The following is a 13,004-nucleotide window of genomic DNA, read 5'->3' as shown; positions in this document are numbered from 1 at the left end:
TTTTTTGGTCTTTATATTATTCATCAGAGGATAGTCATGATGAAATTGTACCCTCTAAAAATAATGGTAGTCCTAATCAGCACAGCACTTTTATCTAATCATGCGCTGGCGGCGAAATTAACGGTTGAACAACGTCTGGAGTTATTAGAACAGGAACTGAACGCCAACAAAAAAGAGCTACAAAACACGAAAAATGAATTTATAGCGTATAAGGCGAATGCTGAACGGCAACGTGCGGCGAACACAAATCAGCAATCGACCAGCACCGCCGGCCGGTCCGCTGCCTTGCCTGTCGCAGCAGTAAGTTCAGGCGCCGTGGCTACGGCACCGTCGAATGTGTCGGCCGACGGATCCTCCGCGACCCGCGTAACGACACCACCGCAACTGAGCCTTAAGGATATTAGCCAGTATGTCAAAGATGATATCGGGTTTACCTATTCCGGTTATATCCGCACCGGTTGGGCTAGTGGTAGCAATGGATCACCCAAGTCCTATGCCATTGGTTCATTGGGACGTTTTGGCAATGAGTATAGTGGTTGGTTCGATCTTTTCCTAAAACAGCGGGTTTACAACCAAGATGGCAAAACTGCCCAGGCGGTGATTAAACTTGATGGTAATGTTGGACAACAATATAGCGCTGGTTGGTTCGGTGACGACAGCAGCAACGAAAATAAACTGCAATTCTCCGATATTTACTTAACTACGAAAGGTTTTTTGCCATTCGCACCGGAGGCGGATTTCTGGGTAGGCAAGCATGCGTTACCGGTATATGAAATCCAAATGCTAGATTGGAAAAGTGTGAGAACCGATTCCGGCGGTGGTGTAGGTATTGAAAATATGAATGCTGGAATCGGCAAATTGGATATGTCTTTGACCCGCGAAGATCTGGACGTGTATTCACGGGATTTTGCCAGCAAAACCCAGATGAATACCAATTCACTGGATTTACGTTATAAAAACATTCCACTTTGGGACAGTGCGACATTGTCATTTATGGGTAAATACGCGTTAGCCAATAAAAATGATACTCAAGATGACAATGAGCGCAATGGCAGCTATTTTAAACTCAAGGATGCATGGATGGCCGCAGTGATTGTGCGCCAGCAACTTAGTCGTAAAGGGTTTAATGAGTTTACCCTACAAGGCGCCAATAATTCTTTTGCCAGTAGCTTCGCCCGCTATTCTGGTGCCAGTCCATTTATGGGCTATAACGGTTATTATTACGGTGACCATACTAATGGCGTGGCGCTGCGGGCAATTTCCCAGGGTGAAATGTACCTGGCGAAACAGATCATTATGGCTAACGCACTGGTCTATTCTCGCGGCAACGATGTGTATAGCTACGAAAGCGGTGCTCACAGTGATTATGAAAGCTTCCGCACCGTCGTGCGCCCCGCCTGGATTTGGGATAATTATAACCAGACGGGTGTGGAATTGGGCTGGTTTACCCAGACCAATAAAACCCAGGCGGGCCAAGATTTAAAAGAATCGGCGTACAAAACCACTCTGTATCACGCGCTGAAAGTGGACACCAGTATGCTGACCTCACGGCCTGAAATCCGTTTTTATGGTACCTATATCCACGTGTTGGAGAACCAGTTATCTAACTTTAGTTTCCAGGATAGCAAAAAAGATCAATTTACGTTGGGTATTCAGGCCGAAGCCTGGTGGTAACACATTGTGTTTTTTAACAAAGTAGATAAATAAAGGATCAAAATAATGAAAAAAACGTCTCTTTCATTCATCATCCCAGGTTTTTTATTGTGCTCGACGTTTAATGTCGGCGCAGTTACCTTACCAGCAGGTTTCCCGCCATTGCCGCCGCAAGACCAGGCGGTTAAGCAATACGTGACCGGCGTAAACGCGGATAAGAGTATTAGTTTTCGTTTGTTTGCACCTACCGCCAAGAAGGTCACGCTGTTTACCGGTGCCACGCCGGAAAGCTTTGTGGCCCATCCGATGAATAAAGATGCTAATGGCATTTGGACCTTTCGCTCCGCGCCGATGAAACCCAATTTGTATGAATACTTTTTTAATGTAGATGGTTTCCGCAGCATTGATACCGGTACCGCGTATACCAAACCACAGCGCCAGGTGAATACCAGTCTTATTCTGGTGCCCGGCAGCATAGTAGACGTTCGCAAGGTGCCCCATGGTGATCTGCGTACCTTGACTTACCGCTCCCATGAGCTGAAAAAGGAGCGTCAACTGATCGTCTGGACCCCGCCGGGTTACGATAGCGCCAGCGAACCGCTGCCGGTACTCTATTTTTACCATGGTTTTGGCGACAGCGGCCTATCGGCCATTGATCAAGGACGTATTCCCCAGATCATGGATAATCTCTTGGCTGAAGGGAAAATCAAACCGATGTTGGTAGTGATTCCCGATACGGAAACCGATACCGCCACCACCACGCCGGAAAACTACCTACCGAAAGAACGTCGCAAGGTGTTTTATCCGAGCAATGCGGCGGCGGCCGATCAGGAGTTGATCCATGACATCATTCCCCTGATTGATAAACGATTCCACGTACGCAAGGATGCCGCCGGTCGTGCATTAGCGGGTCTGTCGCAAGGCGGGTATCAGACACTGGTTTCAGGTATGAGTCATCTGGATTATTTTAGCGCGCTGGCCACCTTTAGTGGTGTCACCACCACGAGTGTCCCTAACGCCAACGTGGCGGCACAGTTAAACGATCCGGAAAAAATCAATCGACAATTGGTCAATTTTACGGTGGTGGTTGGCGAAAAGGATAATATCACCGGTCAGGATATTGCCGGGCTGAAACACACATTGGAACAGCGCGGGATTAAGTTTGACTACCATCTTTATCCCCAACTGGGCCATGAGATGGATGTTTGGCGTCCGGCCTACATTGATTTTGTACAAAAACTATTCCGTTAACCCACCGACCCGGCCGGCCCGATAACGGGTCGGTCAAAAGAAACCTGCAATGAGAGCCTCAAACGAGCAAGTGCTTGTCGATTGAGGTTATTACAACAATGAATGTCTACCGGGGTGTAGATTGAGCACCGTCTTGGTCGATATCCTCTGACGGTATCTCTGGGTTGGCTGGGTTATTGGTGGTTATCTTAAACGCGACGCGCTGTGCATGATTTACCGATACCAAGTATTCGTTTGGCTGCTTCAGAGCATCAAAAATAACCCCACGATAAGTCAGGGCTGGCGCCCCCGGTCCGGCTTGCAACAACTGTTGTTCCTCTTCGCTCATAATACCTGCCCTGATGGTGCCTTCGTCCGACGTCCCAATAATGCCATAACGCTCGGCCAGTAACTGGTTAAGCGACGTGCCTTGACGCATATCCTCGGCGCACAGCCCCGGTACCCGCGCCTGGGGGAGATAGCTGGTTTCCAGGCAGAAAGGTTGGGTATTGGCTAAACGCAGACGTTTGATAATCAATACCGGCATACCGGTATTGATATCCAGCAGACGGGCGATGCGCGAACTGGCGGCGTCCTGATGGAAGAAAATCAGCTTGCTGCTGGGCACCGCCCCGTTCAATTCGACGATTTTACTGATCCCTTGTTGCACCGGCTGGCTTAACGGCCGCTCAATGGCCGTGCCGGCCAGGAAAGTGCCACGGTTGCCATTACGTTGCAACATTCCGCTCGTTATCAGCTCGTCGATGATTTTGCGCAGCGTCATGCGACTGATACCCAGCATGTACGACAGTTCACGCTCGGCGGGAATTTGATCACCGGGGTTGTACTCCGGCGTTTCCAGCAGGCTCAGCAGGGCTCGACGTGCTGCCAGATAGGCCTTACGCGGGCGTTTACCGACGGCTTTTTCGGAAGGTAGAACCATGGTCTATTTTCACCTGGATACACCGTACGGTGTTTAACCAAAAGAATGGCGACAAATCACGCCATTGGGGTCACTAAACATTGTATACCATCTACTTATACTTATACCACGATATAAAAATTAACGCCGAAAGGCACATTATTGAGCCATAACCAGACCATCACAGCGCTTTTTAGTGGGAAATTATTGCTTATCTGAACGCTATAAGATATACCATTAATCGTTGGTCTATTTAGTGGTATGTTTTATTAAGACCTAACCATTCACGTTCTGAATGGTTAGGTCTGACCGTCAATTATCCTTCGGAGCCATTTTAATGAAAACAAGGCATTGGTTATCTCTTTCTCTGACGTTACTGGCCTGTTCCGTGCAGGCACAGCAAAGCATTCGTTTCGGTGTTGATCCTACATTTCCGCCGTTTGAGTATAAAACTTCCGATGGCCGGTTGGCCGGTTTTGATATCGACCTAGGTAACGCTATTTGCAGTGAATTGCAGGCGCGATGCCAATGGGTAGAGAATGGGTTTGACGGTCTGATCCCGGCACTGAAAGCCAAGAAATTCGACGCTATTCTGTCGTCACTGAGCATCACCGCGGAGCGCGGCAAAGCCATAAACTTCAGCGACAAGCTCTTCAATACGCCGGCTTTTCTGGTGGCGGCTAAAAACAGTGGCTTAACGCCCACCGCCGAATCGCTCAAAGGCAAACGGGTCGGCGTGCAGCAAGGGTCGGTATTTGAAACCTACGCGAAAAAATATTGGGCGCCGGCCGGGGTGGACGTTATCCCTTATCCCAGCGCCGATGCAGTCTACGCCGATTTGGTGGTAGGGCGTCTGGACGCGACGCTTGATGATGCCACGGTGGTGACGCAATCCCTATTGAGTAAACCCCAGGGACAAAATTTGACCTTGATACAGCCACGGGTCAACGATCGGGAAATTTTTGGACCCGGTACCGGCATTGGATTGCGTAAAGAAGACCAACGCTTGCAGGCCTCGTTAAATCAAGCCATCGCTAAGATTCGCAGCAACGGCACCTATGACAGACTGGCCGCGAAATACTTCAATTTTAATATTTATGGCGATTAATACCAACACCGGATGGCGGCTACGGTTTTTGTCACCCATCCGGCGCGATCGCAGTTCGAACCGGCAGCAGGACGCCAAATTATCATCTTATTAAACAAGGTTTTTGACATGAATGCGCATTCCATAATTGCCGCCACAGTGGCCAGATTAAACCACGTCGGCGGTGTACGACAGGTATTCCTGGTGGCCTGCGGGGGATCGCTGGTTGATATGTATCCGGCGAAATATTTCCTCGACAGTGAGGCGCTGACGCTACGCAACGGCATGTATACCGCCAATGAGTTTGTTTACGCCGCTCCGGCAAGTCTGAGCGAAAATTCGGTGGTGATCGTTTGCTCCCATGGTGGCAATACCCCGGAATCCGTCGCTGCCGCCGAGTTGGCGCAACGACGTGGGGCCACCACTATTGCCTTGACCCATAACCCACAAGCGGATTTACAACGTGTTGCCGACCACAATATTATCTATGCTTGGGGCAATGACTCAAGCGTAGCGGATAACCCAATGGCGATTATTCTTGGACTCTGCGTCGAGATCCTGCAACAAACTGAAGGTTACGCGCATTACGCGGCATTCCAGCGCGGCGTGGTGCAGATAGATGGGGTTGTAGTGCGCGCACGCGCGCAGGTCGCCGTTCGGAGCGTGCGTTTTGCCGAACGTTATCAGCACGAGTCATTATTTTATATTTTGTCCAGCGGCGCATCTTACGGGCACGCCTACGGTTTTGCCATCTGCTCACTCATGGAGATGCAGTGGCTGAATGCGGCGCCAATCCATTCCGGGGAATTTTTCCACGGACCGTTTGAAGTGACTGACCGGGAGACGCCGTTTATTCTGATGATGAACCAAGGCCGCACTCGGGCATTGGACGAGCGTGCGTTGTCATTCCTTAACCAGTATGCGGATAAAGTGGAAGTGATTGATGCGAAGGAGCTGGGCATTGCGACGTTGCCTCCAGAGGTGGTGGAGTACTTTAACCCCGTACTGTTTTATAGCGTCATGTGTGAATACCGCGCGGCGCTGGCACAACGACGGGAACACCCACTGGAAACCCGTCGGTATATGGGCCAGGTAATCTATTAATTGCCTGGAAGGGCGAAACATGTGCTCCGGCAGGCTGCCGCAGCGCCAAAGGGTCAGACAGAGTGGAGTCGTGATGAAAGTTATCGGTATCGGCGATAATGTGGTTGATCAATACCATCATATCCAAACGCGTTATCCCGGTGGCAACGCACTTAATTTCAGCGTGTACGCTACCCTGCTCGGCTGCCCTTCCGCCTATCTAGGGGTGTTTGGCGATGATTCGGCGGCGGAGCAGGTCAAGACAACGCTACAACGCTTAGGCGTCGATGCGTCGCGTTGTCGGCAGGTCAGCGGTGAAAATGGGTGCGCCAGTTTGACCATTGAACAGGGCGAACGGCGTTTTCTCGGGTCAAATCAAGGGGGGGTAAGTCGTTTCACCTCCATGGATTTTGTGCTGGATGACCTGGACTACCTGAGATCTTTTGCGCTGATCCATACCGGCAGTTATGGCTATCTGGACGCTCAGCTACCGGCGCTATACCGGCTAGGTTTACCACTATCCTATGATTTTTCAGACGATTTTCTGCTGGCGACGGCGTTGGCGTTATGTCCTTACCTCGATTTCGCTTTTTTTTCCTGCGCTGAGCAAACCCCTGAACGCAGTCGCGACATCTTGTCGCAAGCCGTAGCGGCGGGGGCCGGCTGCGCGGTGGCGACGCGAGGTGCGCAACCCGCGCTACTGTATGACGGTCGGCACTGGTATGAACAAAGGCCGCGGCAAGTGGTTCCGGTGGATACTCTGGGCGCGGGGGATGCGTTTATCACAGCATTCTTGCTGGGCTACTTTGATCTCAGTACGCAGGTAATCGCTATGGCAGAGGATAGGCTGCAGCCCATGAGCATATCCAATACCGCCGCGCCGGACGCGGACAGAATCGTCGCCAGCCTGGCGATGGCCGCCGATTTTGCTGCCGACATCTGCCTACAAGACGGTTCATTCGGTTGCGGTGAGCGCTATTGATAACTCTCGATCCCATCGATACTAAATCTGTTGTAGTTAATACACATACTCGGCACGCTATTTGCCTCCTTAATGAGATTGTTGAGACTGCCGGGTGAAACCATGACCCTATTCTGATCTCATGGCTAACCTTATATCCCAATGATTTTATGCGTATCTTTTCGTAATATGCGCCATTTTTTATCTGGTATGATGATGTCTAGGACGCCCGACCATGAGCACGACGTTAGAGCATTACCAATTTTTGCATCAAATACCTGAGCTGGGGTTTGCTGAATTCAAAACCGCTGCGTATATCGCGGATACCTTGACCGCCGCTGGGTTCGCCGTCACCCGCAATGTGAATGGCACCACCGGTGTTGTCGCCGAGCTGGACAGCGGGCAGCCCGGCCCGGTTCTAGCCTTACGCGCCGACATGGATGCGCTGGGTCATATTATCGATGGTGCTATGGCAGCGCGCCACACCTGCGGTCACGATGGTCACTCTTCGGTCATATTGGGCACTGCCCAGCAAGTGATTAACGAGGGTATTGTTAAACGAGGCCGTTTAAAGCTCATCTTCCAGCCTGCGGAGGAACTGGGCACTGGTGCACTGGCGATGGTTGACGCCGGCGTAATTGATGATGTGGATATGCTACTGGGTTTTCATGTTCGCCCACTGGAAGAATGTGCGATGGGCTTGGCGATCCCGGCGATGCATTATTCGGCATGCGCGGCGGTGGACGCTATCATTACCGGCGTTCCCGCCCACGCGGCTCGCCCGCATCTGGGTGTAAACGCGCTAGATGCAGCGGTAGGTGCCGTCCAGGCGGTAAACACCATCCACTTGGCACCCAATTTGACTTACAGCGTTAAAGCCACGCGGTTTGTCTGCGACGCGGGCGTGACCAACTCCATACCGGCGCAGGCGCGCGTATGCTGGGATCTCCGCACGCAGTTCAATGAGCCGATGGAAGAACTGCAAGCCAGAGTTATTCAGGCCATCAAGCACAGTGTGGCGGCACTGGGTGCCAGTGCTGAAATCACCCTATTCAAGCAAATGCCCGCCGCGATCATAGACCAGGACATGACCGCCCTGATTGCTGATGCCATTGTGGAGGTCCTGGGTGAAAAAGGGCTAACCGAGCCTAAGTTTACGCCAGGCAGCGAGGACTTTTTCCACTATCCGCGCCAGCGTCCGGCAATCAAGACCGGTTTCTGGGGATTGGGGGCGAATTTGACCCCGGGTCTGCATCACCCTGAAATGCGTTTTGATACGGCGGCACTGGATATCGGCGTGCGGGTGTTTAAAACCTGCGTAAAAAAGGTATTGGGTACAACGACTTAAATGGGGCGCTGCGGATGCACTAGGTCTCAGTTGCGGTGGGGGACCACCGCGCGATAGCCGAAATAGCGCGGAGAAAACCGGATGGCGAGAAATATCGTCCATCGTGGTGGGTTACGTTGTCACCCTAAATGCGTATGTTTTTCCGGCGTCGGTTCGGTCTCCATGGAGACGATGCCCTGTAAGATACCGCAGGCGTCCATGCGCTGTTCCTGCTGACAGCGCTGGCGCAACTGTGTGAGCTGCTGCTTGAGGCGGGTCAGCTGTGCAATACGCACCTCCACGTGGCAAACATGTTCATCCAGTAGCTGATTCACTGCGCCACAGCCAGCATCGGGTTGGTCCATCAGGCTCAGCAACTGACGAATTTCCCCATGGGTCATATCCAGCCCGCGGCAATTGCGAATGAAACGCAGACGCTCAACATGATCGTCCCCATAGCTGCGATAGTTGGCCGCCGTTCGCAGCGGTGCCGCCAGCAAACCTTCCTTTTCGTAATAACGTACGGTTTCCACCGTACAGTGCGCCAGTTGCGCCAGTTGACTGATTCTCATAAACCACCTCCGTTATGTATTGACTCTATAGTAGCTTTAGGGTGTGCAATGTGCCATGGATAATATGATCGGGAGAGTGCCATGGCCTTGCAGTCAGTCAAATTTACCAAAATTTCGCCTGCCGGCGATCGTGCAAAGATCGACCCGGTGCGGGATTGTTGCTCACACGGCTGCTGTCCAGTCGACGAAGCGCCAGCATCTGCACAAAAAAAACCTGTATCAACAGCGATTCCGCCTGGCAGTATCCATAGCCAACTGCGGATCGCCCAGATGGATTGCCCAACCGAAGAGACGCTGATCCGCAAAGCCTTGGGTGGCATGGACGGGGTACAGGAGCTGGAATTTAACCTGATGGCGCGGGTGCTCACCGTGGTGCATCTGCCGGGCCAATTGCCGGCAATCGAGGCGACTATCCGCACGTTAGGTATGGACAGCATTGCGCTGAACGACGAGGATGACGGTGCACAACAGTCCATGCCTACGAGTAACCTTGGGTGGCCGCTGGCGCTGGCTGGCATGGCAGCGTTGGGGGCTGAAGCGGTATCCTGGTTTTCGTGGCCGGTGTGGATAGGTGCCGTGCTGGCGCTAGCGGCCATTGCCATCAGTGGCGTCGGTACTTATAAGAAGGGTTGGATTGCGCTACGCCACGGCAATCTTAATATCAACGCGCTGATGTGTATTGCCGTCACCGGAGCGGTACTGATCGGACAATGGCCGGAAGCGGCCATGGTGATGGTCTTGTTTACCTTGGCCGAGCTGATTGAAGCCAAGTCGCTTGACCGCGCACGTAATGCCATTCGCAGTCTGGTGCAACTGACGCCGGAAGTGGCGACGGTACAGCAGGCAACCGGCGGCTGGCGCGAAGTGGCCGCCAAGACAGTTGACGTAGGTCAGGTGGTACGGGTCAAACCCGGCGAGCGCATCGCCCTTGACGGGGTGCTTATTTCCGGCGAATCCAGCGTTAACCAGGCGCCAATCACCGGTGAAAGTTTGCCGGTGGAGAAAACCCACGGTGATGCGGTGTTCGCCGGCACGATTAATGGATCGGGGGCGTTTGAATTTTGCGTCACGGCGCGTAGTGCCCAGTCGACGCTGGCACGTATTATCCATGCGGTGGAGCAAGCTCAAGGGGCGCGGGCGCCGACCCAGCGTTTTATCGATGGATTTGCCCGCTACTACACACCAGCGGTGTTTGTCTTTGCGTTGGCCACTGCGCTGCTGGCGCCGGTATTGTTCGGCGGAGGCTGGTATGAGTGGGTCTATCGGGCGCTGGTGCTGTTGGTTATCGCCTGTCCCTGTGCACTGGTGATCTCCACCCCGGTCACTATCGTCAGCGGCCTGGCGGCGGCGGCCCGTCATGGCATCTTGGTTAAAGGCGGTGTCTATCTTGAGCAAGGACATAAGCTCGCCTGGTTGGTACTCGATAAGACTGGCACCATCACCCACGGTAAACCGGCGTTAACCGATACCGTGGTGCTGGATGCGCCTGAGGAATTGGACGCGGTGCGCATTGCCGTGAGCATCGCTGCCCGTTCCGACCACCCGGTGTCACGCGCTGTGGTGACGGGGCAACAAAATGCTCCCCAGTTGCTGGATGTCACCGAGTTTGCCGCTCTGCCGGGACGTGGGGTGCGCGGCACGGTTGGCGGCCGGCGCTACCAGCTTGGCAATCATCGCTTGATTCATGAATCGGGTGCCTGTTCACCAGCGCTTGAGGCGCGTCTCGGTACGCTAGAAGCACAAGGTAAAACCGTGATCCTGCTTACCGATGGTCAGCGAGTATTGGTGCTGTTCGCCGTGGCGGATACGGTGAAGAACAGCAGCCGAAAGGCGATCCAGGCACTGCATGCACTGGGCATTAAAACCGTTATGTTGACTGGCGACAACCCGCATACCGCCCGAGCCATCGCCGATCAGGTCGGTATTGATACCGCCCTGGGAGATCAATTGCCTGAGGACAAACTGCGCGCGGTAGAAACCTATGCCCGCAGCGGCAAGGTCGGCATGGTGGGGGACGGCATCAATGATGCGCCGGCACTGGCGCGGGCCGACATCGGTTTTGCCATGGGCGCGGCGGGAACCGATACTGCCATCGAAACCGCCGACGTGGCGCTGATGGACGACGACCTCAACAAGATTGCGCGTTTCGTGCGCCTCTCGCGCGCTACCCGATCAATATTGGTGCAAAATATCGCTCTGGCCCTGGGCATCAAGGCTGCCTTTTTAGTGCTTACCATGCTGGGTATGGCTACGCTGTGGATGGCGGTGTTCGCCGACGTCGGGACAAGCCTGCTGGTGGTGGCCAACGGGCTAAGATTGGCGCGTCGGTAATAAATACGGGACGATAGGGTATATCGTGAGTCATAAATATTGTTGTTGATGCTACAAAAAAGAATTCTCAGCCAGTGGGCTGAGAATTCGACCTTTCTTTTTTTTTGTAATAGCCTATAGTTCACCTGGTGTTTCATCTAATATAAAGTACAGAGATAACCTCTTTTGCCAAAATAGGTGCCATCGTATTTTTTAGGATTAGGGTAATAACCAATGGCTTTTTTATTGCCTTGGGTTTGGCAAGCTTCGTTGCCCTCCGCTTGATATTCTGTTGGGACCGGTCCAAATAAACTTGCATTGTCCCAGTACTGTTTCTGGCCAGGAGGCGTGGTTATCTTTGGTGCAGTTGATGATGGTTTAGAACCTGGACCAAAACCTAAACTTGAACATCCAGAGAGCACAATGGATGCTGTTAAAAAAGCAATATAGAAGGGGGCTTTTTTCATTTTATATTCACCTGATGATGAGTTATTTATTTAAAAGTTTATTGTGATAACTTATATAGTCAAAGTATAGATAAACCCAACATGGGGTAATTAATTACCTATTTCTCATATAATATAATTGTACAAAATCAAAGTCGCGGAATATGCCTGATGACGCATGTTATTTATTTGTGATATTTTGTTGTCAGAAATGACTGTAACGCTGGACGTGCCGAAATGCAATTGCTAATGAATTGCACTTATCTAAAATTTTATTTTTAATAAAAAAATCAAACACATAATTTAATAATATCGATAGTTATTCTAAAAAAGAAATAATTTTTTTATTTTTTTTATAGTCTAAAATTGTAAGATCTATTTCACTATTTTAGTGAAATCATGGATTTTATGTTTTTTATAGATAACCTGTCGATGACATTAGTCACTTCAACGATTTGATGAAAATATAAAAATCGAGATACAGATAATATTTATATATATGATTATAATGTTTATTTATGGTAAATCACATGAAACGTATTGACAGGGTAACCGCTGGGAACTTTTTAGGATGATGCTTATGTCGTTTGCTATAAGTAAAATTTTACATATCCCTATATTTTTTACTTGACGTTTTTTCCGTGATTTAACTATCAACAACATAACCAGTATTGTCACCAATACGAACGTTGGCGTACTGGCCAACGCTTGTCATGCAGTTGCACGCTGCGGGCGGCACCGTGCCCACCCCTACCAGTAAAATAAGACAGTGGTCAACGCGTATCGGTTTGCCATACCGGCTTGTACCGCTTTGTAAGGTACAGTTCATCTTGTGGCAAGGACACAGCCTTACGCTGTCCCCTATGCCGATAAAAGACCAGTAGGAAATGAAACCCATACTGGCTAAAAAAACACATTAGTCAAAAGTCGTATTGTTAGGATTTTTCACAATACACCTTCTCCCAGTGTAAGGTCCGTTAGTTGGACCCACTTGGTACTCATTATTAATGTGAATAGCGCCTGGGTTAGTGAGACTACTTATCGCCACGGGTTGGTAATTGGTCAGCGCAGGGTTGTATATGGGAGAGACTATCCGGAAAGCACCCAGTTGCACGCCCTGTAAGGATGTGGGTGGAGTTAAACCCAATGCGGGAGTGACATATAATTTCACTGATAACTATTTTATAAGTACGTTGATAGTTAATCTGCCCTGAATATCACACCATGAAGATGGTTAAATCAATTTAATATAAACGATGTAATGATCATGGTGGCCAAGTACTGGGCGTGGATAACATCATATCACAGGTGCTTTTACCCATAAATGACACCGGATATACGGTAGAAAACCGCATTAAGTCAGTAGTGTTACTACATTTGATGTCCATAACAATTGGACGAAGGTGGTACGCT

10 protein-coding genes are annotated in these 13,004 nt (G+C 50.9%); 7 read left to right on the top strand and 3 right to left on the bottom strand.

All coding sequences use genetic code 11. The features are described from left to right. Positions 1 to 39 precede the first annotated feature (39 nt). Both SJI19_RS15180 and SJI19_RS15175 read left to right on the top strand, forming a co-directional pair. Positions 40 to 1,674 (top strand): carbohydrate porin, encoded by a 1,635-nt coding sequence (locus tag SJI19_RS15180; RefSeq protein ID WP_323479192.1) that lies wholly within the window; start codon positions 40 to 42, stop codon positions 1,672 to 1,674. 45 nt (positions 1,675 to 1,719) lie between these two features. Then, positions 1,720 to 2,904, top strand: a complete 1,185-nt coding sequence (locus SJI19_RS15175) for an alpha/beta hydrolase-fold protein (RefSeq protein ID WP_323479111.1) — start codon at positions 1,720 to 1,722, stop codon at positions 2,902 to 2,904. A 106-nt stretch (positions 2,905 to 3,010) separates the two neighbouring features. Here the strand turns inward: SJI19_RS15175 and SJI19_RS15170 are convergent, their stop codons facing one another. Next, on the bottom strand, positions 3,011 to 3,826 hold the full coding sequence (locus tag SJI19_RS15170; RefSeq protein WP_323479110.1) for a GntR family transcriptional regulator: 816 nt from the start codon (positions 3,824 to 3,826) through the stop codon (positions 3,011 to 3,013). Between the two features lie 316 nt (positions 3,827 to 4,142). Here SJI19_RS15170 and SJI19_RS15165 point away from each other — a divergent pair, with 316 nt between their 5' ends. The 4 genes from SJI19_RS15165 (at position 4,143) to SJI19_RS15150 (ending at position 8,284) form a co-directional block, all read left to right on the top strand. Beyond that, entirely contained in the window at positions 4,143 to 4,913 is a 771-nt protein-coding gene (locus SJI19_RS15165) for an ABC transporter substrate-binding protein (RefSeq protein ID WP_323479109.1), read from the top strand. Between the two features lie 108 nt (positions 4,914 to 5,021). Further along, positions 5,022 to 5,996, top strand: a complete 975-nt coding sequence (locus SJI19_RS15160; RefSeq protein ID WP_323479108.1) for an SIS domain-containing protein — start codon at positions 5,022 to 5,024, stop codon at positions 5,994 to 5,996. A 73-nt stretch (positions 5,997 to 6,069) separates the two neighbouring features. Further along, entirely contained in the window at positions 6,070 to 6,957 is an 888-nt protein-coding gene (locus SJI19_RS15155; protein ID WP_323479107.1) for a PfkB family carbohydrate kinase, read from the top strand. Between the two features lie 214 nt (positions 6,958 to 7,171). Then, positions 7,172 to 8,284, top strand: a complete 1,113-nt coding sequence (locus SJI19_RS15150; protein WP_323479106.1) for an amidohydrolase — start codon at positions 7,172 to 7,174, stop codon at positions 8,282 to 8,284. A gap of 119 nt (positions 8,285 to 8,403) precedes the next feature. Here the strand turns inward: SJI19_RS15150 and cadR are convergent, their stop codons facing one another. Beyond that, on the bottom strand, positions 8,404 to 8,835 hold the full coding sequence (cadR, locus tag SJI19_RS15145) for a Cd(II)/Pb(II)-responsive transcriptional regulator (RefSeq protein WP_323479105.1): 432 nt from the start codon (positions 8,833 to 8,835) through the stop codon (positions 8,404 to 8,406). 81 nt (positions 8,836 to 8,916) lie between these two features. Between cadR and SJI19_RS15140 the strand changes: the two genes are divergently transcribed. After that, positions 8,917 to 11,166, top strand: coding sequence for a heavy metal translocating P-type ATPase (locus SJI19_RS15140; protein ID WP_323479104.1), 2,250 nt, complete (start codon positions 8,917 to 8,919; stop codon positions 11,164 to 11,166). Positions 11,167 to 11,303: 137 nt separating this feature from the next. Here SJI19_RS15140 and SJI19_RS15135 read toward each other — a convergent pair whose 3' ends face one another. After that, complete coding sequence (locus SJI19_RS15135) at positions 11,304 to 11,612, bottom strand: hypothetical protein (protein WP_323479103.1); 309 nt, start codon at positions 11,610 to 11,612, stop codon at positions 11,304 to 11,306. Positions 11,613 to 13,004: the final 1,392 nt, after the last annotated feature.

This window comes from Acerihabitans sp. TG2, from assembly GCF_035013185.1.
In the GTDB taxonomy this organism is placed as follows: domain Bacteria; phylum Pseudomonadota; class Gammaproteobacteria; order Enterobacterales; family Enterobacteriaceae; genus Acerihabitans.
Note: the sequence above shows the minus strand (reverse complement) of the source record. Positions and strands in the feature narration are given on the sequence as shown.

Coding starts and splice junctions, on each gene's coding strand:
- SJI19_RS15180 (WP_323479192.1), top strand. CDS start 40: ATGAAATTGTACCCTCTAAAAATAATGGTAGTCCTAATCAGCACAGCA.
- SJI19_RS15175 (WP_323479111.1), top strand. CDS start 1,720: ATGAAAAAAACGTCTCTTTCATTCATCATCCCAGGTTTTTTATTGTGC.
- SJI19_RS15170 (WP_323479110.1), bottom strand. CDS start 3,826: ATGGTTCTACCTTCCGAAAAAGCCGTCGGTAAACGCCCGCGTAAGGCC.
- SJI19_RS15165 (WP_323479109.1), top strand. CDS start 4,143: ATGAAAACAAGGCATTGGTTATCTCTTTCTCTGACGTTACTGGCCTGT.
- SJI19_RS15160 (WP_323479108.1), top strand. CDS start 5,022: ATGAATGCGCATTCCATAATTGCCGCCACAGTGGCCAGATTAAACCAC.
- SJI19_RS15155 (WP_323479107.1), top strand. CDS start 6,070: ATGAAAGTTATCGGTATCGGCGATAATGTGGTTGATCAATACCATCAT.
- SJI19_RS15150 (WP_323479106.1), top strand. CDS start 7,172: ATGAGCACGACGTTAGAGCATTACCAATTTTTGCATCAAATACCTGAG.
- cadR (WP_323479105.1), bottom strand. CDS start 8,835: ATGAGAATCAGTCAACTGGCGCAACTGGCGCACTGTACGGTGGAAACC.
- SJI19_RS15140 (WP_323479104.1), top strand. CDS start 8,917: ATGGCCTTGCAGTCAGTCAAATTTACCAAAATTTCGCCTGCCGGCGAT.
- SJI19_RS15135 (WP_323479103.1), bottom strand. CDS start 11,612: ATGAAAAAAGCCCCCTTCTATATTGCTTTTTTAACAGCATCCATTGTG.